This window comes from Methylomonas rosea (genome assembly GCF_024505055.1).
GTDB lineage: Bacteria > Pseudomonadota > Gammaproteobacteria > Methylococcales > Methylomonadaceae > Methylomonas > Methylomonas rosea.
Genome location: NZ_JANIBL010000010.1, coordinates 39,474 through 60,181, shown reverse-complemented (window position 1 = coordinate 60,181; position 20,708 = coordinate 39,474). Strand labels below are relative to the sequence as shown.

General features: G+C 51.3%; 20 protein-coding genes. 10 read left to right on the top strand and 10 right to left on the bottom strand.

The window, feature by feature from the left end; genetic code table 11:
* The first annotated feature begins 32 nt into the window (after positions 1-32).
* Positions 33-776, top strand: coding sequence for a pyridoxine 5'-phosphate synthase (gene pdxJ / locus NP589_RS04935; RefSeq protein WP_256605988.1), 744 nt, complete (start codon positions 33-35; stop codon positions 774-776).
* 4 nt (positions 777-780) lie between these two features.
* The gene (locus NP589_RS04930; protein WP_256605987.1) at positions 781-1,524 is read left to right on the top strand and encodes a PP2C family protein-serine/threonine phosphatase; all 744 of its coding nucleotides are present in this window, start codon (positions 781-783) and stop codon (positions 1,522-1,524) included.
* 50 nt (positions 1,525-1,574) lie between these two features.
* Here the strand turns inward: NP589_RS04930 and NP589_RS04925 are convergent, their stop codons facing one another.
* The 5 genes from NP589_RS04925 to epmB form a co-directional block, all read right to left on the bottom strand.
* Positions 1,575-2,528, bottom strand: a complete 954-nt coding sequence (locus NP589_RS04925) for a sigma-54 interaction domain-containing protein (RefSeq protein ID WP_064007775.1) — start codon at positions 2,526-2,528, stop codon at positions 1,575-1,577.
* 11 nt (positions 2,529-2,539) lie between these two features.
* Positions 2,540-3,265, bottom strand: a complete 726-nt coding sequence (locus NP589_RS04920; RefSeq protein ID WP_020485298.1) for a sulfite exporter TauE/SafE family protein — start codon at positions 3,263-3,265, stop codon at positions 2,540-2,542.
* 89 nt (positions 3,266-3,354) lie between these two features.
* Positions 3,355-4,278, bottom strand: a complete 924-nt coding sequence (locus NP589_RS04915) for a diguanylate cyclase domain-containing protein (RefSeq protein WP_064037849.1) — start codon at positions 4,276-4,278, stop codon at positions 3,355-3,357.
* Positions 4,279-4,282: 4 nt separating this feature from the next.
* Positions 4,283-8,281 (bottom strand): PAS domain-containing protein, encoded by a 3,999-nt coding sequence (locus NP589_RS04910; RefSeq protein WP_256605986.1) that lies wholly within the window; start codon positions 8,279-8,281, stop codon positions 4,283-4,285.
* A gap of 99 nt (positions 8,282-8,380) precedes the next feature.
* Positions 8,381-9,367 carry an EF-P beta-lysylation protein EpmB gene (gene epmB, locus NP589_RS04905; RefSeq protein WP_256605985.1) on the bottom strand — a complete coding sequence of 329 codons (987 nt, stop codon included), beginning with the start codon at positions 9,365-9,367 and terminating at the stop codon, positions 8,381-8,383.
* A 73-nt stretch (positions 9,368-9,440) separates the two neighbouring features.
* Here epmB and efp point away from each other — a divergent pair, with 73 nt between their 5' ends.
* The gene (gene efp, locus NP589_RS04900; protein WP_020485302.1) at positions 9,441-10,010 is read left to right on the top strand and encodes an elongation factor P; all 570 of its coding nucleotides are present in this window, start codon (positions 9,441-9,443) and stop codon (positions 10,008-10,010) included.
* Positions 10,007-10,999 (top strand): EF-P lysine aminoacylase EpmA, encoded by a 993-nt coding sequence (gene epmA, locus NP589_RS04895; protein WP_256605984.1) that lies wholly within the window; start codon positions 10,007-10,009, stop codon positions 10,997-10,999. Before efp ends, epmA begins: the two co-directional genes overlap by 4 nt.
* A 77-nt stretch (positions 11,000-11,076) precedes the next feature.
* On the opposite strand, the gene NP589_RS04890 is transcribed toward epmA, so the two are convergent.
* From NP589_RS04890 to NP589_RS04880, 3 genes are all read right to left on the bottom strand, one after another.
* Positions 11,077-11,352, bottom strand: coding sequence for a hypothetical protein (locus tag NP589_RS04890; protein WP_256605983.1), 276 nt, complete (start codon positions 11,350-11,352; stop codon positions 11,077-11,079).
* 264 nt (positions 11,353-11,616) lie between these two features.
* Positions 11,617-13,407 (bottom strand): aspartate--tRNA ligase, encoded by a 1,791-nt coding sequence (aspS, locus tag NP589_RS04885; protein WP_256605982.1) that lies wholly within the window; start codon positions 13,405-13,407, stop codon positions 11,617-11,619.
* Between the two features lie 91 nt (positions 13,408-13,498).
* Positions 13,499-13,762, bottom strand: a complete 264-nt coding sequence (locus NP589_RS04880; protein WP_256605981.1) for an FmdB family zinc ribbon protein — start codon at positions 13,760-13,762, stop codon at positions 13,499-13,501.
* Positions 13,763-13,875: 113 nt separating this feature from the next.
* Here NP589_RS04880 and pyrC point away from each other — a divergent pair, with 113 nt between their 5' ends.
* The 6 genes from pyrC to hemJ all read left to right on the top strand — a co-directional run bounded on the left by pyrC (position 13,876) and on the right by hemJ (position 18,952).
* Positions 13,876-14,913, top strand: coding sequence for a dihydroorotase (gene pyrC / locus NP589_RS04875; RefSeq protein ID WP_256605980.1), 1,038 nt, complete (start codon positions 13,876-13,878; stop codon positions 14,911-14,913).
* 204 nt (positions 14,914-15,117) lie between these two features.
* Positions 15,118-16,698 (top strand): ArnT family glycosyltransferase, encoded by a 1,581-nt coding sequence (locus tag NP589_RS04870; RefSeq protein WP_256605979.1) that lies wholly within the window; start codon positions 15,118-15,120, stop codon positions 16,696-16,698.
* 76 nt (positions 16,699-16,774) lie between these two features.
* Positions 16,775-17,500 (top strand): glycosyltransferase family 2 protein, encoded by a 726-nt coding sequence (locus tag NP589_RS04865; RefSeq protein ID WP_256605978.1) that lies wholly within the window; start codon positions 16,775-16,777, stop codon positions 17,498-17,500.
* Positions 17,501-17,551: 51 nt separating this feature from the next.
* The gene (locus NP589_RS04860; protein ID WP_256605977.1) at positions 17,552-17,929 is read left to right on the top strand and encodes a lipid-A-disaccharide synthase N-terminal domain-containing protein; all 378 of its coding nucleotides are present in this window, start codon (positions 17,552-17,554) and stop codon (positions 17,927-17,929) included.
* A gap of 127 nt (positions 17,930-18,056) precedes the next feature.
* On the top strand, positions 18,057-18,509 hold the full coding sequence (locus NP589_RS04855; protein WP_256605976.1) for a DUF4124 domain-containing protein: 453 nt from the start codon (positions 18,057-18,059) through the stop codon (positions 18,507-18,509).
* A 17-nt stretch (positions 18,510-18,526) separates the two neighbouring features.
* Entirely contained in the window at positions 18,527-18,952 is a 426-nt protein-coding gene (hemJ, locus tag NP589_RS04850; protein WP_256605975.1) for a protoporphyrinogen oxidase HemJ, read from the top strand.
* Here hemJ and murU read toward each other — a convergent pair.
* Complete coding sequence (murU, locus tag NP589_RS04845; protein ID WP_256605974.1) at positions 18,949-19,647, bottom strand: N-acetylmuramate alpha-1-phosphate uridylyltransferase MurU; 699 nt, start codon at positions 19,645-19,647, stop codon at positions 18,949-18,951. The two genes, hemJ and murU, sit on opposite strands and share 4 nt — an antisense overlap.
* Positions 19,644-20,645: an aminoglycoside phosphotransferase family protein gene (locus NP589_RS04840; protein WP_256605973.1), complete on the bottom strand. Its 1,002-nt coding sequence runs from the start codon at positions 20,643-20,645 to the stop codon at positions 19,644-19,646. The genes murU and NP589_RS04840 overlap by 4 nt, the downstream gene beginning before the upstream one ends.
* Positions 20,646-20,708: the final 63 nt, after the last annotated feature.

Sequence of the window (20,708 nt, the reverse complement as noted above, 5' to 3'; positions counted from 1 at the left end):
ATCTTACTCATCCGCTTGCGGACTTATATTCAATGGAAAAACAAATCATCTTATTGGGCGTCAACATCGACCATGTTGCGACCTTACGTCAGGCTAGAGGTACTCGTTATCCCGAGCCGGTGCAGGCTGCGCTGGTCGCCGAGCAAGCCGGTGCCGACGGCATTACCGCACATTTGCGCGAAGACAGACGGCATATTCAGGACAGAGATATTTATTTGCTAAAGGATATGTTGCATACCCGGCTGAATCTGGAAATGGCCGTGACCGATGCTATGTTGGCGTTGGCGGTTAAGGTCGAGCCGCAAGCTTGTTGTTTAGTACCGGAACGCCGTGAGGAATTGACCACCGAGGGCGGTCTGGATGTGGCGGGCGCCGCCGGTAAAATGCGTTCTGCCTGCCGGCGATTGGCGGATGCCAATATAGAAGTATCCTTATTTATCGATCCGGACTGCCGGCAAATCGACGCGGCGGTTGAGGCTGGTGCGCCGGTGGTGGAGTTACATACCGGCCGCTATGCGGACGCCGTGGGCAAGGTTGAGAGAGAGGAAGAATTGCAAAGAATCCGCACGGCTGCGGCTTATGCGCACCAGGCAGGATTGCAAGTCAATGCCGGCCACGGATTGAATATCGCCAATGTCGAGGCGATTTGTCGGATCGAGCAGATTGTCGAATTAAATATAGGTCATTCCCTGATTGCGCAGGCTTTGTTTTCCGGCTTGGAAAACGCGGTTAGGGATATGAAGCGGGTAATGCGGGAGTCGCGTTTACACGGTTGATTGCATGCAGAAAGAGCTCGAGTTTTATCAATTAACCTCGATAGGCAATCGCGAGGTTAATCAGGATTGTATGGCCCACCGGGTGTGCGCTGATTACGCGGTATTTGTTGTCGCTGACGGCTTGGGTGGGCATTACTCCGGCGAAAAGGCCTCACAATTTTTTTGCCGTAGCTTGATTGCCTTGGCGGAAAAATATCATGGGCATATATCATCAGCGAAGGCCGAGACGGTGATGGCTGTTTGGGTAGCCGAAGCTGTCAGGAATATGAGTGAATTGTTTGCCGGCGATCCGTTTGCAAGCGATGCGCACACCACCTGCGCAATTCTCTATTTGGACCAGGAGCGGACGATAGTGGCTCATTGTGGCGACTCCAGGGTCTATCGTATCAATCCCGAGCAAGTCTTATGGCGTACAAAAGATCATTCGGTGCCCCAACAACTGTTTAACGAGGGCAAAATCAGCGAATGGGAAATGGGGGTTCATCCCGACCAGCATAAGCTTACGCGTAGTATTAATGTGCTGAGCGCGCCTGCGGTCGATATAGCCAGTTTCCCACCGATGAAAAGCGGCGAAACCTTTGTGCTCTGTAGCGACGGTTTCTGGGAATTTGTAAAGGAGCCGGAGTTGTTGGCGTTATCGCAAGAGGGTAGCGGGAAGCCGGAGTTGCAAAAGATGGCAAAAATGGCTGTATTACGCGCCCAGGGTAAAAGCGATAATGTTACCGTGCAGTGGATAAGGCGGCGTTAGCTGTTCAGGAGGGCCGGGGTAGCACGTGCAGCCCCGGTAAACTGTAGGGGTTAGTGTGTTGCCAAGCCGTGTTTTTGAATACGGTAAAGCAAGGTATCTCTGGAAATGCCCAATAAGCGCGCCGATTTGCTGCGATTGCCCTTGGTTCTGTTCAAGGCTTGCAGAATCATGTCTGCTTCCAGCGCATCAAGTTGTAACCCCAACTCCGGCAAAGTAAAGTCGGAACTGACTGTTATTGCGCTACGGTTGAATTCGTGGGGCAGATTTTCCGGCTCGATTACTTTGCCCGACAACAGAATGCTTAGTCTTTCACAAAGATTTCGCAATTCACGTACATTGCCCGGCCATTTGTAACTGCGCAACGTTTTTATGGCTTGTCTGCTGAATGTAGGCGGTTCCAGCGAATGCGCGGCTGAGAAGTGCGTGAAAAAGTGTTTGGCCAGTATTTCGATATCTTCGGTGCGCTGATGCAATGCCGGCAATTCCAGAGGCACTACATTTAAGCGGAAATACAAGTCCTGACGAAACTGACCGTTTTCTATCAGTTTGGTGAGGTCGGCATTGGAGGCCGCAATAACGCGCACATTGACCATATAGGGTTTGGTGCCGCCGACCGGCAAACATTCTCCGGATTCAAGGAAACGTAAAAGTTTTGCTTGGATCCCCAAGGGTAAAGAGTTTATTTCGTCCAGAAATAAAGTACCGCCATCGGCTGCCTGAAACAGTCCTTGCTTGTCCGATACCGCGCCGGTAAAAGCACCTTTCTTATGGCCGAATATTTCTGATTCAACCAGACCTTCAGGGAGTGCTGCGCAATTTAAGGCGATGAAGGGTTTATTTGCGCGCGGGCTATCCTTTTGAATTGCCGTTGCCAGTACTTCTTTTCCCGTGCCGGTTTCACCTTTGATCAGCACGGTAACGTCGGTCGCAGCAACGATACGAGCGCTACGAATCAATGCTTCGATTGCGGGAGATTGTCCAATAATAGGATCGAAGTTATCCACTGTAAAACCTCTCAAAACGTCATGATGTGTTCAACGCGCATAGGGTAGAGCCATGGGAAGGCTGCCAATAACGCAAAGATAATAAACAAGGCTGCCACCGCGTGTTTAAAGTGCCGGATTTTAGAAAGCCTCGCCAGTAATGAGGTCATTATACCGACACCCATCACGGCAGGTAAAGTGCCCAATCCAAAAGCCAACATCGTGAGTGCGCTGTGGGTAATGCTGCCCGTGGTAACTGCTAGTGCCAATGCCGTATAAATCAGGCCGCAGGGCAGCCAGCCCCACACCATACCAAACAACAAAGCTTGGGTGCGGTTTTGTACCGGAATCAATCGGCGGCCGAATGGTTCGATCAGTTTCCAGAAGCGTGCGCCCATTTTTTCTATGTAGGCAAAGTAAGGGAACCAACCGCCGAGGTAAAGTCCGGCACCTGCCATCACCACGGCCGAGAGGAGCTGCAAAAATCTGTGCGCTTGGCCTTGAGCAAAAGGTAGCGTTAAGAAGGCCTCCAGGACTCCAACTAAGGCGCCGGCCATCGCGTAGCTGAGAACCCTCCCGATGTTGTAATTCAACACGATACCGAACAGACGGCGTTTATCGTTGCGAAGTTCGGGTTTAAGACTGTAAGTTAGGGTGCCAATAATGGAGCCGCACATGCCTATGCAATGCAGGCTGCTGAATAAACCCATTACAAACGCGGCAAGATAGGAAGCATTAAAGTCGAGGTAAAGATGCATAAACAAAAAGCCGGGGTAATGAGGTATTGAGTGAATTAGCGAGGATTATAGACGCTTTCCGAAACGCTAACGACGCGCAGATCTTTAAATTAACCGCTGTTGGATAAGTTATTCGCGCAGATGCGATTTCTTCCTTGATGCTTGGCCTGATACAACGCGTCGTCCGCCGCTTTCAGTAAACTGGCAACATCGTCGAATGTGTGGGCCTGTAAGGTCGCAACGCCGATGGATATGGTCACGAAAGTGTTTGGGTTGTTCTGCGTATGGCGTATCTTTAGATTCTCTATGGTTTCGCGGTACTGCTCGGCACGCATTAGGGCGCCTATGCTGTCGGTGTTGGGAAGCAGGATGGAGAACTCCTCACCGCCCAGTCTTGCCACTAAGTCTTCGGGCCTATGGGTAATTTTTTGTAAGGCGCGCGCCACCGTTTTCAGGCATTCGTCGCCCATGGGATGCCCAAAGTAGTCGTTAAATTGTTTGAAATTGTCGATATCGGCTATTAACAACGAGAGCGGCATGCCCGTGCGTTTGGACTGATTCCATTGGCGTTCCAGGGCGGCGTCAAATGCTCTGCGATTGGGGATTTCCGTCAGTCCGTCCAGCGATGCCAGTTTTTCCAACAAATCGGATTTGGTTTTTAGCTGAATTTGGGTTCGTACTCTGGCTAACACAATGGATGGCGAAAACGGTTTGGTGATGTAGTCGCTACCGCCTATTCGAAAGCCATGCACCTCATCTTCTTCCGAATGTTTGGCGGTGAGGAAAATAATCGGAATATTGCGGGTTTTATCCGCCGACTTGAGCTGATGGCATATTTCATAACCATCCATGTCGTCCAGCATGATGTCCAGCAGGATCAGGTCGGGAAGTTGGCTGGTGGCGATATGTAAAGCCAGTTCGCTATGCACGGCTACTTTTACCGTGTAATGGGGTTCGAGAATGTTCTTGATAAGATCCAGATTTTCCGGGCTATCATCCACCGCCAGAATGGTATGCGTGTTTCTATTTTCCATTTTCCTATATCCCATGTTCCAGTATGTGATTGAGAGCTTGCGCGGCATCTACAAACTGGTAATTGGCAATTTGTTTTTTGATGGGCAATAAGGTTTGCAACAGGGCTTTTTCATCGATATGGCGCATAATCCGATCAAGTTGCTGGTCCGAGTCGGAATCGAAGGTTTGCAGTTTATCTATCAATATGGCCAATTGTTGTCGAGTTTCCAGTGTCGAATAGCGCGGTTCACCATTGCCGAGGCTCTCGCTGTTGGCCAAATTACTGTTGATACTACTGATAACCTTGGTCATCTCCAGTGTTGTCGCTGCAATATTGCTATCGATATGCGGGACATCGGCAATATTGGGGCGGAAATCTATTAGCGACTCTTCCAGCCGTACTAAGTGGCTTTGCAATTGTAGCGCGCCGAGCGAGCCGACCAAACCTTTCAAAGTATGGACTAATTGATATGCTTTGTCGTACTGGTTGTGTGTGAAGGCTTGGCCGATTTCGTTCATTGTATCCGCATGATTTTCAGCAAATTTTAGTAATACTTTTCGATAAACGGTTAGATTGCCGGCCGTATGTTGTAATCCGGCGAAGGTGTCTATGCCGTAAAGATAAGGCAGCGGATGACTTTCCGGCTCCTCGCTGTTCGGAGAGGTCAGGGTCTTTCCGTCAGCTCGGGGTAGAATCCACTTCGCCAGCGTGGCGTAAAGCGTCTCCGGCAATATCGGTTTACTAATGAAATCGTCCATATCGGCTTGAAAGCACCTGTTGCGATCATTGCTCATCGCGTTGGCGGTCATCGCTATGACCGGCAAGGTTTGGCAACCGGGCATGGCTCGTATCAGCTTGGTGGTTTGATAGCCATCCATTACCGGCATTTGCACATCCATTAACACGCAGTCGTAAGCGGTTTGTTGCAGTTTGCTCAAGGCAATTTCGCCGTTTTCGGCCACGTCGACTAGCAAATGCGCTTGTTCCAGCAGTTCGATGGCTACAATTCGATTTACCTCGTTATCTTCAACCAGCAAAACTCTGGCGCCGCTGATATGCTGCAATTTACTGGTATCGAGGGGGAGCTTTTGTTGGTATTGCGCGTTGCGTATCGACGCGAGGCTGGTGATGCCGAGTTTGACGCTAAAGGTAAACGTCGAGCCGAGGTTTTCTTGGCTGGAGACGCTTATCGTTCCGCCCATTTGTTCTACCAATTGTTTGGAAATGATCAGGCCCAAGCCTGTGCCGCCGTAATGGCGCGTAACACTACTGTCGCCTTGGCTGAATGCCTGGAATAGTTTGGCTTGTTTTTCCGCATTCATACCGATGCCGGTGTCGCTGATACTAAACTGCAAACAAGTCTGTTGCGCGGAGCGCCTAAGCTCGGTGAGCGCGACTTTTACCTCGCCATGTTCGGTAAACTTGATCGCGTTCCCGATCAGATTGATAAAAATTTGTCTTAGACGCTGTGGGTCGCCAACGACAGGGAGAAAAGTTTGAGTCTCTGGCGGGCGAATCAATTCTATGCCTTTGCTGGCGCAGAGTTCGGACATCGTGGAAAACACCTTATCCAGCATTTCTCCCAGTAAAAAAGGTACGGATTCCAGATGCATTTTTCCGGCTTCCATTTTGGAAAAATCCAGAATATCGTCAATGATGGTCATCAACGAGCGCGAGGCGGTTTCCACTCTTTCCAGGTAGTCGCGCTGTTTTGCGGTGATACTGCTGTTCAGACATAATTCAACCAAGCCGATAATGGCATTCATCGGCGTGCGGATTTCGTGGCTCATATTGGCGAGAAATTCGGATTTTACTCGTGTCGCCTGTTCCGCCTGCTGCTTGGCTTCCAGCAGCCTTTGCTCGGTTTGCAGCCGGTCGGTGATGTCTTGCATGGTGCCTTGAACGCCAGTGATTTTATCACTGAGGTCGCGAATAACTTGTCCACGCTGATGGACATGACGAACTTGGTCGTTACCGAGAACGATCCGATGTCTGAAATCGATACTGCCGCTACTGATCGCGTTTTGCATCGCCGTTTTAAAAAAGCTTTGGTCGTCCGGGTGAACCAGTGTGCTTAAAATGCTGGAAAAGGTGGGGGTAAAAACAACTTTACTGGTTGCAGTAATCCGATACATTTCGTCCGACCAGCTAAAGTGATTATCCGGCAAATGCCAATGCCAGTCTCCAATATGGGAAATACTTTGCGCATCCAGTAAGCGTTGTTTTTGGTCTTGCAGTGCATTGATGGCGCGGCTGCGTTCCAACTCGGCGGTAATTTGCAACGCAAATAATTTCAGGGTGTCTGTGGCAAAGTTGGTATCAGGAATTGGCCGACAGTAGGATACCGATATAAATCCGAAACTATTTTGTTGTTTGTCGAGCAATGGAATGCCCAGATAACCTTGAATTTGTTGGCGCCGCAGCCAGTCGGCGTCGGGGAATTGCTCGGCTACATTGTGTTCGACGCAACAAATAGCCCCAGCGGCAACCTCGCGGCAAGGCGAGTTATCCAGGCTAAATTCGCGATTACCGACAATTTTGCCTTTTGCGCAAAGCGATAGGCTGCGGGCGCGTCCACTGTCCAGTGTTTCGGCAATTAATGCAAAGTCGGCTCCCAGGGTTTCTACGGTCAATAGAGTCAGATTATCCAATAGCGAACTAGCATTTTGCGGCTGGTTACTGGATACGATATTCCTAATCACGCTAGTTTGCTGGCGCTGCTGAGTGATGTCGGTAACCAGACCCTGATAATCGATAATCCTGCCTTGCTCGTTGCGCACCACCATTTTTCGGTCTTGCACCCATTTTATGCCGCCGTTTTGGGTGACGATGCGATAGGGTTGATGCGCTATTTCGGAACAGTCCGGATCGTTGCGGCAGGTGCTTATTTCGCGAAGGAAAACCCCGACATCGTCGGGATGGACCAGGTTGAGATAAAACAGATTGCCGGTTATCAATTGTTCGACATTATAGCCGAACAGCTGGCGGGCATTCTCAGTGGCGAATTCTATCGGTAATCCTTCCGAATTATTCCATTTCAATACCACTGCGGCGCTCTGGCTAATAATTTGATAGGCGCGTTGCAGATTGTACTCCGACTGCTTACGCACGCTGATGTCTTGGTGCGTGCCGCATAGCCGGCTGGGGCCGCCGCTGACAGGGTCGTGGGCTACAACGGCGCCGGACCCTTGTATCCATACCCAATGGCCGAGTTTGTGGCGCATGCGAAATTCCACTACATAGGGACGGCCGGACTCTATGTGCTTGGCAACCACCTCTTTAACTCGTTGTCTGTCGTCCGGATGCAGGCGTTTGTCCCAGTCGCTGACATAGTTATCCAGTTCGTCATGGCTGAGGCCGAGCATTTCCAGCCAGCGTTGATTCACGGAATGTTTGCCACTTAGATAATTCCAGTCCCAATAGCCTAACTGGGCGCCGTCTATTACCAGGGCCAATTGTTCCTCAATTTGCTTCCGAGGTGTGATGTCGATATGGAACTGGATTAATTCGCTGTTGTTATGCGTGGACAGGCGGGTAAGCGAGATTTGCTGCCAAGTTTGATTTGGAAAGGCAAAGTCGCTAGCGGGCATAGCCTTGCCGGCCTTGATATGTTGGCATAAGGGACATGCTGTTTCGGCATGGTTGGTCGGGTGAAACCAGGCGTGTATAGCTTGTCCCGCTAATTCCCCTGGGGACTTGCCCACCGACAAAGCCGCAGCCTGGTTGGCATTACGAATGATGCCCCGATTATCCACCACGATGGCGGATTGGGCGATATGGTCGTAAAAGTTGCCGATTGGCGCCAGTCCGGATGACGGATGTTGCCGATTCGACAACAGTTCGCTAAAAATCAGCAAGACAGCCAGTCCAGGCAGCAAAACTATCAATACTTCGGTCAGTTCCCCAGAGCCATTTATGCTCTGATACAGCACAACGGTAATCTCGCATATCAACAGTAAACACACTGCTACCAGCACGAACCGGCGTATCTGATTGGCAGTGTTTGCGAGTTTATCTGTCATAGTTTGCTGATGTCGGGAATCAAACCGGGAGGGTCGGGAAAAATCTTAGCCCGGCTATCGGCAAATGTGAATCCATGTCGCCGGAAAACTGTCCGGTGGTCAGCAAATTGGGATTTTATACGCTGCTCCGGCCCGTTCTTTAACCAGTTTAGGAACCAGATAGCCGGGCAGATGGCTTTGCATATCTACTAGTAATTGCCTAGCGGCGGTTTCGGATACTTCAAAATGGCCGGTGCCGCTGGCGTGATCCAGCACATGCAGGTAGTAAGGCAAAATGCCCAGCTCAAACAGCTTCTCGCTCAGTGCGCAGAGCGTCGTGCCAGCATCGTTAATCCCCTTCAACAGGACGCTTTGATTTAATAAAGTGATGCCGTGGCGGCGTAAATCGCTACAAACCGCACCAACAGCAGGGCTCAGCTCATTAGCATGATTGGCATGAAATACCAGCACAATTTGTTGCGATAGGCTGGATAAGGCGTTCAACAGTTGTTGGGTGACGCGCATCGGCAACACGATGGGCACCCGGCTATGAATACGAATACGTTTGACATGTTCAATCTCCCCTAGTTTTTCCAGTAGCTGGCCGAGTTTTTCGTCATTTAGCAGCAAGGGGTCGCCGCCGCTGAGGATTACTTCGCTGATTTCCGGATGGTTGATAATGTAGCTAAGTGCTTGTTGGACTTTTTGTGTCGACAACTGCAACTCCGCATAAGGGAAATTGCGCCGAAAACAATACCGGCAGTGCACTGCGCAAGCGCCGGTGCTAATCAACAATACTCGGCCATGATACTTATGAATGATGCCGGCTTCGGCGACCGCGCCGAGATCGCCCACCGGGTCATGGCTGTAGCCCGGATAGTCGATCAGTTCGTTCTGAGTCGGCAGCACTTGTCTTAGCAAGGGGTCTTTCGGATCGCCGGGGCGCATGCAATCGGCAAAGCCGCGCGGGACACGAAGCGGAAAGGCTTTGAAATCCGGTAGCAATGCCACGCTGTCTGTTGGAATATGCAGATAGTCACAAAGGGCTTCGACGCTGGTAAATGCCTCGGCAAGTGCCTGTTGCCAGCCGGCGGTTTGGGTGTTCAATGCTGCTCCGGTTTCCGATTAAAAATCTTATCCATTATAATCGTCCGACTATTATTTGTTTCACGAGGAAAAAATGGCGACTTTTAGCACCAACGAGTTCAAGGGCGGTTTGAAAATCATGCTGGACAACGACCCTTGTTCGATTATCGAAAACGAGTTTGTTAAGCCGGGTAAAGGGCAGGCGTTCAATCGAGTCAGGATCAGAAATCTGAAAACCGGCCGGGTCATCGAGCGTACCTTCAAATCCGGCGATACCGTGGAAGGTGCGGATGTCGTTGATAAAGAAATGCAATATTTGTACAGCGATGGCGAGTTCTGGCATTTCATGGTGCCCGATACCTTCGAACAGTATCAAGCCGATAAAAACGCTGTATCCGACGCTATCAAATGGCTGAAAGAACAAGATGTTTGCACAATGACCCTGTGGAACGACTCACCGTTGTCGGTAACGCCACCGAACTTTGTGGAATTAACCATCACCGAAACCGATCCCGGCCTGAAAGGCGATACCTCGGGTGGCGGCGGCAAACCGGCCACGCTGGAATCCGGTGCCGTGGTGCGCGTACCCTTGTTTGTGCAAATCGGCGAAGTGATCAAAGTCGATACCCGTACCGGCGAGTACGTTTCCCGCGTTAAAGAGTGACGGTAAGCTGGCAGCCGAGCTGCCCAATTGAGCATTTGCGCACTCGCGCGCAAATGCTGGCGGCGATACGGCGTTTTTTCGAGGCACGGGATGTGCTGGAAGTCGAAACGCCGCTACTGTGCCCGGCTACCGGCACCGATCCGCAGCTGGATTTTTTCAGCAGTCAATTTAATTTCCCCCCCAACAGACCAACCCTGTTTCTACAAACGTCGCCGGAGTTCGCGATGAAGCGGCTGTTGGCCGCGGGCAGCGGCAGTATTTATCAGGTCTGCAAGGCGTTTAGGAACGGCGAAGCCGGACGCTATCACAATCCGGAATTCACGATTTTGGAATGGTATCGGGTTGGCTACGATTTGCGGCAATTAATGGTGGAAGTTGCCGAATTGTTGCAGCAGCTATTGCAGTCCTTTTCTGCCGTATTGCCAACCAAGCAAATCAGCTACCAACAGCTATTTTTGGATTCCACCGGCTTGGATCCTTTGATTTTTTCCGTTGAGGACTATCGAGACTGTGCAGCCGCGAATTCGCTTCCGGAGGCTGTTGAACTATGCGGGGACGATCATGCCTTATGGCTGGATTTCATTTTTAGCCATCGCGTCCAGCAGATGATGGATAAGGATACGATTTATCTGCTGCATGGCTATCCGGCCATCCAGTCTTCGCTGGCGCGCTTGAATGTCGATGATTCGCGGATTAGTGAGCGTTTTGAAGTGTTCATCAATGGCGTGGAACTGGGCAATGGTTTTTATGAACTCGCCGATCCGCTTGAACAGGAAGCGCGTTTTGATAAGGAAATTGCCTATCGGCTAAGTCATGGTTTGCCGGCGGTTGCTAAGGACGACGCATTTTTGCAGGCATTGAAATTCGGTTTGCCGGATTGCAGCGGGGTAGCGATAGGCCTGGACCGGTTGCTGATGATTGCTCTGGGCAGTGCGTCTATTAGTGATGTGCTGGCTTTTCCAGTCGCGCCCTTTGAGGCTAAATCTTGAAAAGTCTGAAAAAACTCCCCCTTCGCCGAAGGGGGATGTAGTCGGTAGGTTTCCCTAAAAACGATTAATCGATTTGCCTAGTAGGGCCAGCTTAGCGAACTTTTTTGTTGGTCCGGGTGGTCTGCGGCATCTAGCGCCGTTTGTATGTCGTCTTCGAAAAAGCGTCTAAGGCCGCGGCCAAGGCGATGCGCCAGCACGGGTAGAGCTTGATCTTTTTCCAGGTAAGCCACTGGTTCGCGACCCTTGCGATAATTGTTTAGCGCTCTTCTGACTGCGCCGCACAGATAGCACTCTGCACCCTCAGGAAGAGTGGCGTTCAAATCGCGAAGTAGATGTGGAGTTATTTTATTCATAGCATCCCCCTCCTCATTCGGAGTGTTGGGCGGTAATCCGTATGCCATGCGAAGATCCGCAACCGGGATCTGTTATTCAATAAAAATAACGTGATTAACTTATCAATATGGCAAAAAAAGTCAACGAGTATTTGGCGCGTTTTTTTGACGTATATCAATACCTTTGTTGACTGTTTGGCAAGGTATTGCCGGTGGTAAGCTTACTAAGATAAGTGTTTTAACAAGAAGAAAGGGCGGACAAGTGTGTCCGCCCTCAGATTTGGCTTAATCCTGCTTTTCGGTCTTGCCGGCAGGGTTACGCAGTCTGATGCCCAGTTCCTTTAACTGCTCGTCGCTGACCAAGGCTGGCGCATTGAATAACGGGCAAGCGGCCGTCTGGGTTTTCGGGAATGCAATGACATCACGAATCGAGCTGGCACCGGTCATCAACATCACCAAACGGTCCAAACCAAACGCGATACCGCCGTGGGGCGGCGCGCCGTATTTCAAGGCATCCAACAGGAAGCCGAATTTTTCGCGGGCTTCTTCGTGGCCGATGCCAAGAATGTCGAATACGGTTTGTTGCATCGCGGTGCGGTTGATCCGGATTGAGCCGCCGCCTACTTCGGTGCCGTTCAGTACCAAATCGTAAGCGCGCGACAAGGCCGTGCCGGGATTGGCGACCAAATCTTCCACAGAGCAGCTTGGCGCGGTAAACGGATGGTGAATCGCGGTGAAGCGTTGGGCTTTCTCGTCCCAGGCAAACATCGGGAAATCCACGACCCACAAAGGTTTCCAGGGGCCGGTCAACAGGTTGCGGTCCAAGCCTAATTTAACTCGCAATGCGCCCATCGCTTCGTTAACGATATGAGTTTTGTCGGCACCGAAGAAAATCAAGTCGCCGTTTTGCGCGCCGACTTTCTCCATCACTTTGGCCCAGACTTCGGCTGGAGCAAATTTGACGATAGGCGATTGCAAGCCTTCGACGCCAGCGGCCAAGTCGTTAACTTTGATATAAGCCAAACCTTTGGCGCCGTAAATGCCGACGAATTTGGTCAACTCGTCGATCACGCTACGGCTCAAGTCGCCGCCTTCCGGCAGGCGCATCGCAACTACGCGGCCGTTCGGATCGTTGGCCGGGCCGGAGAAGACTTTGAAATCAACGCCTTTCATTTCCTCGGCAATGTCCACCAGTTCCAGCGGGATACGCAGATCCGGGCGGTCGGAGCCGTAGCGGCGCATTGCTTCCGAGTAACTGATCACCGGGAATTGCTCACCCAGATCAACATCGATAATGTCTTTGAACAAGCGGCGGATCATTTCTTCCATAATCGCCATAATGTCTTGTTCATTCATGAACGAGGTTTCGATATCCAGCTGGGTAAATTCCGGCTGACGGTCGGCGCGCAAGTCTTCGTCGCGGAAACAGCGCACCACTTGATAATAGCGATCCATGCCGGCGATCATCAGCAGCTGTTTGTAGAGCTGCGGCGACTGCGGTAAGGCAAAGAACGAGTTTGGGTGAGTGCGGCTGGGCACGATGTAATCGCGAGCGCCTTCCGGCGTAGCCTTGGTCAGGTAGGGTGTTTCGATTTCGAAAAATTCGTGATCGTCCAAATACTGACGCAGATTGCGGGTGACGTCGCGGCGGACCTTCATTTTTTGTTGCATCGCGGTGCGGCGCAAGTCGATGTAACGGAAGCGCAGCCGAGTTTCCTCGTTGACTTCGATGTCGCTTTCCAACGGGAACGGCGGCGTTTCCGACTCGTTCAATACTTCGATATGCTTACCCAGTACTTCGATTTGGCCGGTGGACATATTCGGATTATGCGTGCCTTCCGGGCGGTCGCGGACGATGCCTTCGATACGCAGTACATACTCGCTGCGCACGTGTTCGGCAATCGCAAAGCTTTCGGCCATATCGGGATCGAACACCACTTGCACCAGGCCGGCGCGGTCTCTCAAGTCGATAAAAATAACGCCGCCGTGGTCACGGCGACGATGAACCCAGCCGCACAGGGCAACGGTTTGACCTAAATGTTGGGTGTTCAGTTCTCCACACTTGTGGCTACGCATAGTTGTTCTCGGGTTAATCAAAATACGGGGGATAGGTAAAAATTAGGACGTGCTAGTCGTTTCGGAAAAACTGGCAGCTACCACGGGTTTCCTAATGGTTATGGTTGGGGCAGCCGCTGCAACTGCTGGCTTTTTCGGGGGCTTTGTTTTCGCCGGCCACGTTTTTCTTGGTGCCGCTTTTGAAGTCGGTTTCATACCAGCCGCCGCCTTTCAGACGAAATCCGGCTGCGGAAATTTTCTTTTTTAATTCCGCTTCGTTGCAGGCAGGGCAAACGACCAGGGGCTCGGCACCCAATTTTTGCAGTGCTTCGTGTTCGTGTCCGCAAGCATTGCATTGGTATTCGTAAATAGGCATCTGCTTCTCCAGTTGAAAGTGTCTAAATCGGCTTACTAAGGGCGGGGTTTTAAATTTTCAAGGCCCTTAATGTTAGAATAACTGGCTATTTTAAATGAAAACGCCCGGAGATTATGGATAAATTGACCATCCGCCAACCCGACGATTGGCATTTGCACGTCAGGACCGGCAGTATTTTAAAAACCGTGATAGGTCATACGGCCAGGCAATTCGGTCGGGCCATCATTATGCCGAATCTGAAACCGCCGGTTACAACGGTCGCGCAGGCTTTGCTTTACAGACAAGAAATTTTGGCCGCTTTGCCGTCAGGATCGACATTCCAGCCCTTGATGACCTTGTATCTCACGGCAAATACCTCGGTGGAGGAAATCAAAAAAGTGGCCGATACCGAGCATGTTTACGCCTTTAAATTGTATCCAGCCGGTGCGACCACCAATTCCGATGCCGGCGTAGCCGATATTGAAGCCGCGTATCCTTTATTCTCGGCGATGGAGAGATACGGCGTGCCGCTATTAATCCACGGCGAAGTCACCGATGCTGAATACGATATTTTCGACCGGGAAAAAATCTTTATCGATAGTAAATTAAGCAAGCTTACCCGGCAATTCCCGGCGCTACGCATTGTTGTCGAGCACCTGACGACCCAGGAAGCGGTAGAGTTTGTCCAAGTCGCCGGCCCGAATGTCGCCGCGACTATCACCCCGCAACATCTGCTCTACAACCGCAATGCTATTTTGGCCGGCGGTATTCGCCCGCATTTCTACTGTTTACCTATCCTGAAGCGCGAACATCATCGCCAATCCCTAATAAGAGCGGCTACCAGCGGTAATTCCAAATTTTTCCTCGGTACCGACAGCGCGCCGCATTTGACCGGATTGAAAGAAAATAGCTGCGGTTGCGCCGGTTGTTATAGTGCGCATGCGGCATTGGAATTGTATGCCGAAGCCTTCGAACAGGCTGGCGCATTGGATAAGCTGGAAGGCTTCGCCAGTTTTTACGGCGCGGATTTTTACGGTTTGCCGCGCAACTCCGCGAGCGTCACTTTAGAAAAACAAACCTGGATCGTACCGGAGGCCTATGCCGATGCGGATGGAACTATTACGCCATTACGAGCCGGCGAGAGTCTGTCATGGCGCTTAGTCATCGCCTGATTCCTTATGATAAGTGGGGCAATTCAACCTGCTCAGCGGTTTGTTTCAACCGATCCTGTTGCCTTTTGGTTTCGACTTGAGATGTTTCGGGCTTTGCCGTCTGTAATGTTGCTGGCATGAAACTAGCTTAATCTTTTGGCATAACGCTGGCGTGATTCTGGTCGCTTGGATGTCCAGTGGTCGGAATCGATATTTTCTAGAACAATGACCATACCCGAAAAACTGATATACCGTTGGGGCATCCTGCCGCTTTGGCTGCTGCTGACCGCAACCGTTTATTTTCGCTCGCCAATACCCATCGATGAAACGCGCTATCTTAGTGTGGCTTGGGATATGTGGCTGCGCGGCGACTTTCTGGTACCGTATTTGAATGGCGAAACTTATAGTCATAAACCGCCTTTATTATTTTGGTTGATTCAAGCCGGCTGGGGGGTATTCGGCGTCAATCAGTGGTGGCCGAGTTTGGTAGGGCCGTTGGCAGCATTGGCAAATCTTTTGCTGACGCGGAAATTGGCGGAAAAACTTTGGCCGGAGCAGGCGGCAGCCGCTTTGTGGGCGCCGTGGATACTGATGGCAACCTTGCTCTGGACTTTATTCGCCACGTCAACCATGTTTGACATTCTGCTGACCGGCTGGGTGCTGTTGGGAATGCTCGGTCTGCTGGAAGTTATGCAAGGAGCTGAACGTAAAGGTTGGGTATTGGTTGCTGCAGCAATGGGCTTGGGCATTCTAAGCAAAGGGCCGGTGGTTTTATTGCATCTAATCCCAACCGCGGCTTTGGTAGCTGTCTGGGCACCGCGTCAGATTGTCTTCCCCCGCTGGTTTGGCGGTTTGTTAGTAGCAGTCTTGCTCGGAGCCGCTATCGCGCTGGTCTGGGCGATTCCGGCGGCCATGGCCGGTGGCGAGGAATATGCCAACGCAATCCTGTGGCATCAGACCGCTGATCGCGCAGTAAGCACCAAAATCCATACCCGGTCACTGTTCTGGTATCTGCCTTTTTTGCCGATGTTTTTGTTCCCCTGGTTGTTCTGGCCGCATTTCTGGGGCAGTTTGCGCGGGAGCCGATTTTTTAAGGATTGCGGCCTGCGTTTCTGTCTGGTTTGGCTGGTATCAACCTTTGTGGTGTTTTCCTTGTTGCCCAGCAAGCAGATTCATTATTTGATGCCGATGTTACCGGCCTTTGCGTTGTTGGTAGCCAGGGTGGTGGGGCAAAACGCAGAAAAGCCGAGGTTAGCCGGAGAGTGGTTATTGCCGGTGCTGTTCGGCGCAATCGGGATATTTTTAGTTTATTTGCCCAAGGTGCCGGGCTTGTCGAAATTGAATTGGGTCCAGACTGTGCAGCCTGCATGGGGTTTGAGCGTACTGGCTATTGCCATCATTTTAGCGCTGTCGGTTTGGATTAAACGCGGGTTGTCGATAGCAGCGGCATCCACGGCATTGGTGGCGGCGATTTTTGTCGGATTTATATTTTTCTTCCGCTATGCCGGCCCGGCATACAACCTGGCGCCTGCGGCAATGCAGGTAAAAAACTATAACGAACAGCACATCCCTTATGTCTATGTTGGCAATTACCAAGGGCAATTCAATTTCTTGGGGCGTTTAACCCAGCCGCTGCCGGTTATGCCTGGCGAACGGCTTGCCGATTGGGCGGCACAACACGCTGACGGCTATCTGATTTCCCTGGAAAAAAACAAGCCTAGCGACGCCGTATACCTACAGCCGCACCGGGAATATTGGCTGGTATTTCGGCGCGCGGGGCAGGCTGCTGACGTCAAGCCCCTATAACTCAAACCTGTACAAATTTCTTATCTGTGTATAAGCGTTTGATACAATTCACAACTTTTTCAACTTTTACCAAGATATGAAGATTTCTGTAGTGGTCCCCGTTCACAATGAAACGGACAATGTCGAATTGCTGATCGAGGAAATCCATCGCGCGCTGGGCGATGGGGAAGCCTATGAAATGATTTTTGTGGACGACGGCAGTACCGATGACACCGGCGTTAAACTGCAAGGTGCGATGCAGGAATATCCGACACTGCGAGTGTTGACGCATCAGCGCAGTTGCGGGCAAAGCCGCGCGGTACATACCGGTGTCTCGGCGGCGCGCTATCCATGGATAGCCACCTTGGACGGCGACGGTCAGAACGATCCGGCCGATATACCCAATCTGGTCGCGGCCTGGCATGCACAAAACGACAGCCAATTGTGGATGCTGGCCGGTTTTCGGCATAAGCGAAACGATACGGGTTGGCGGAAGTTCTCCTCCAAATTTGCCAACGCGGTGCGGCAGTCAATTTTGCATGACGCCACGCCGGATACCGGTTGCGGCTTGAAGTTATTTTTGCGCGATAAGTTTTTGGCTTTGCCGTATTTCGATCATATCCATCGGTTCTTGCCGGCGTTAATCAGAATGGCGGGCGGGCATGTCATTTCGGTGAAAGTGAATCATAGGCCGAGAAATTTCGGCACGTCGAAATACGGAACCTTGGATCGGGCCTTGGTCGGCATCGTCGATTTGCTGGGCGTGGTTTGGTTGAAAAAACGCCATAGCCTGCCGATTGTCAGCGAGATTCAGCGTGGTTAAGCGCTGCATGCAATCGGATCGTTCCACTACGCATTTTAGGAGTCGTTAATTATGGAAAATGAAAGTGGTATCGTTTATTTTTTTACGCATTTGGCCGATAAATGGCAGCACCATTTATCGATGATGGACTCGAATGACATCATTTGGCTGACTATCGGTTTGGTAGGGCAGGCCTTGTTCATGATGCGTTTTATCGTGCAATGGATACACAGCGAGCGGCACCAGAAGAGCATGATTCCTGTGAGTTTCTGGTATTTCAGTCTGTCGGGCGGTGTTATCGTGTTGGCTTACGGCATCCACCGAGTCGATCCTGTCATCATCATAGGACAGCTACCAGGCACTTTTGTGTACGCCAGAAACTTGATGCTGATTCGCCGCGAACATCGCGATGCGTTGGCGGAAATGACCGAGCAAGACCTGGGGACCTAAACGGTTTGACCGCCTGGAAAATTGCCTAGTCTGTTTTAGCGAGGGCATTTTTCCGAACTATTGAAAACAGACCCGATTTTTACCCTAAACTATGGCCCGGGCAAATGCTGTTTTGGCGAGGTGTGCGATGAGGGTGTTAATTTTGCTGGCGATGGTTCTGAGTTTTCACTCGGCAAGCGCGGAAGTATTCAAATGTATTGGTAAGGACAGTAAAACCGTTTATCAGGCCAAGCCTTGCCAAACCAGCGACAAAACCGTGCAGTTGGATATTCAAGCCAATGAAGCCCAAGAAGCGGCGGCCAAAGCGAAGCTGGAAGCCCTGCAAAACGAACAGGAAGCCGCCAAAGTAGCAAAGCAGGAAGCGGAAAGACGCGATGCGATACTGAAAAATCAAACCGAATCGACAAATGCTCTAAAGCAAAGCGCGATCGCGCAGCAGCAGCAAGTCGAAGCGGAACAACGCCAGGCGGCAGCCTTGGAAAGACAGGCGCAGCAAAGCAATAATCGGGTGCTGATTGTCGCGCCTCCCGCCGCTCTACCGGTTATGCCCGCGCCGGTGACCACCGAAATTTTACGTTAGTTAGCCCCTGGAACCTCATGCTCTGGTTAAAAGCCTTACATTTGATTTTTATGGTGACCTGGTTCGCCGGTCTGTTTTATTTGCCAAGATTATTTGTTTATCACGCAATGAGTGACGACAGTATTAGCAACGAACGTTTCAAGGTGATGGAACGCAAGCTGTACTACGGCATCATGACGCCGGGTATGATTGTCACCTTCATCTTTGGTGTTTGGATGTTAGGCGATTACGCCTGGATGCTTTATTCCGCCAGTGGTTGGCTGCATCTAAAGTTGGGGTTGTTGGGCTTGCTGGTGGTTTACCATTTGTTTTGCGGCAAGTGGTTGCTGGATTTCAAGCATGATCGCAACCGGCATTCGCATGTGTATTTCCGCTGGATTAACGAGATTCCGGTATTGTTCTTGGTCGCCATAGTCTTGCTGGCTGTCGTCAAGCCATTCTAATTAGCGACATCCTCGGTATGTCTGCTCGTGTCGCGAGCATATTGTTTACCCAGTTCAGCCAAGCGTTCCGGCGTGCCTATGTCCATCCACAAGCCGGAAAATTTCTCGCCGCTAATCCGATGTTCTTGCATGGCACGGTTTAACACCGGTCTTAGTTTTAACGGGGCGGCGGGGATGTTTGCAAACAGCTTGGGGTGATAAACGCCGATACCGCTGAAGGTCAGTTTGTTCAAACCTTGTTCCGCCAATAAACCGTCGGCATTCAGCGAAAAATCGCCTTCCGGATGATGCGGCGGATTGTTTATCATCACCAGATGGGCGAGATCAATGGCTCTGGTCCGCAGGTTGGTCAAGGGATAATCGCAAATAATGTCGGCGTTAAGTACCAGGAACGGCTCGTCGCCCAACAAAGGCAGGGCCTTGGCAATGCCGCCGGCGGTTTCCAGTGCGGTTTCGCCTTCATCAGAATACACAATCGATACATTCCAGCGCTTACCGCTTTCGCAGTAGTCTTTAATCTGCTCGCCTAGATGGGCGATGTTGATGACAATTTCGCCAAAGCCGGCGTTAGCCAGATTTTCTATGGTGTATTCGATCAGCGCCTTACCGGCGGCTTTCAGTAAGGGTTTGGGGGTGTGGTCGGTTAAAGGCCGCATTCTTTCGCCACGTCCGGCCGCTAAAATCATGGCCTTCATGCGGATACTCGGTAAGCCGGCATTACCTGTTCTCGCAGAAACTGCCGCATCTCGGCGAGCTCGGGGTAAATATCGCAAACCCCGGAGATGTAAGCCAAAGTGCGCGGGATGTCGGTCAGATAATTGGATTTGCCGTCGCGCAGATGCAGTCTGGCGAAAATGCCGACCGCTTTCAGGTGGCGTTGCATGCCCATCAGGTCGAACCAGCGTTTGAATTGCTTGAAATCGGCCTCAACCAATCCGGCCGCACAGAGGCGTTGGTGATAATCCCTAGCCCAGCTGATGACTTGTTGGTCCGGCCAAGCGATGTAACAGTCACGCAGCAGCGATACCAAATCGTAGCTGATCGGACCAACCACCGCGTCTTGAAAGTCGATAACCCCCGGTGAGTCGTGTTCCAACACCATCAGGTTGCGCGAGTGGAAATCCCGATGTACGCAGACTTGCGGTTGTTCGAGCGCCGAAGCGATCAGAATGTTGTTGAGGAGTGTCGCGAGCGTATTTGGAATCGCAATGCCCAGCAGTTTTTCCAAAAACCATTCGTAAAAAATAGCTAGCTCGCGGAGCAGAAGGGCGCTGTCGTAAGCCGGTAAGCCGCAATCAAGCGGATTTACGCCGGTTTGTAGTTTGAACAAGCTGTCCATGGCCTGGCTATACAGCAGTTCGGCGTCGCCGGTTTGTAAGCGGTCGAGAAAACTCGTTGAGCCCAAGTCTTCCAGCAACAGAAAACCTTGGCGACTGTTCTGTTGATAGATGTTCGGGATATGGATGTCACTTGGTTTCAGAAGCCCGGCGACGCGTACGAACGGCTCGGTATTTTCCTTGTCCGGCGGCGCGTCCATGGCAATGTGACAGCCGTCGCGGTGCTCAACTCGGAAATACCGCCTGAAGCTGGCGTCGCTGGAAGCCGGGGTAATTTGCTGTATATCAAGCGCGACGTCGTTATTGAGCCAATCGACAAGCTCCGCCAAGCGGCGGTCTGAGCTGGAAACGTACATTTTTATTAATTGCGGGTCAACCTAAGGTAAAATGATGGGAAGCATTTTATTCGATTTCCATTC

Coding starts and splice junctions, on each gene's coding strand:
- pdxJ (WP_256605988.1), top strand. CDS start 33: ATGGAAAAACAAATCATCTTATTGGGCGTCAACATCGACCATGTTGCG.
- NP589_RS04930 (WP_256605987.1), top strand. CDS start 781: ATGCAGAAAGAGCTCGAGTTTTATCAATTAACCTCGATAGGCAATCGC.
- NP589_RS04920 (WP_020485298.1), bottom strand. CDS start 3,265: ATGCATCTTTACCTCGACTTTAATGCTTCCTATCTTGCCGCGTTTGTA.
- NP589_RS04915 (WP_064037849.1), bottom strand. CDS start 4,278: ATGGAAAATAGAAACACGCATACCATTCTGGCGGTGGATGATAGCCCG.
- NP589_RS04910 (WP_256605986.1), bottom strand. CDS start 8,281: ATGACAGATAAACTCGCAAACACTGCCAATCAGATACGCCGGTTCGTG.
- efp (WP_020485302.1), top strand. CDS start 9,441: ATGGCGACTTTTAGCACCAACGAGTTCAAGGGCGGTTTGAAAATCATG.
- NP589_RS04890 (WP_256605983.1), bottom strand. CDS start 11,352: ATGAATAAAATAACTCCACATCTACTTCGCGATTTGAACGCCACTCTT.
- aspS (WP_256605982.1), bottom strand. CDS start 13,407: ATGCGTAGCCACAAGTGTGGAGAACTGAACACCCAACATTTAGGTCAA.
- NP589_RS04880 (WP_256605981.1), bottom strand. CDS start 13,762: ATGCCTATTTACGAATACCAATGCAATGCTTGCGGACACGAACACGAA.
- pyrC (WP_256605980.1), top strand. CDS start 13,876: ATGGATAAATTGACCATCCGCCAACCCGACGATTGGCATTTGCACGTC.
- NP589_RS04870 (WP_256605979.1), top strand. CDS start 15,118: ATGACCATACCCGAAAAACTGATATACCGTTGGGGCATCCTGCCGCTT.
- NP589_RS04865 (WP_256605978.1), top strand. CDS start 16,775: ATGAAGATTTCTGTAGTGGTCCCCGTTCACAATGAAACGGACAATGTC.
- NP589_RS04860 (WP_256605977.1), top strand. CDS start 17,552: ATGGAAAATGAAAGTGGTATCGTTTATTTTTTTACGCATTTGGCCGAT.
- NP589_RS04855 (WP_256605976.1), top strand. CDS start 18,057: ATGAGGGTGTTAATTTTGCTGGCGATGGTTCTGAGTTTTCACTCGGCA.
- hemJ (WP_256605975.1), top strand. CDS start 18,527: ATGCTCTGGTTAAAAGCCTTACATTTGATTTTTATGGTGACCTGGTTC.
- murU (WP_256605974.1), bottom strand. CDS start 19,647: ATGAAGGCCATGATTTTAGCGGCCGGACGTGGCGAAAGAATGCGGCCT.
- NP589_RS04840 (WP_256605973.1), bottom strand. CDS start 20,645: ATGTACGTTTCCAGCTCAGACCGCCGCTTGGCGGAGCTTGTCGATTGG.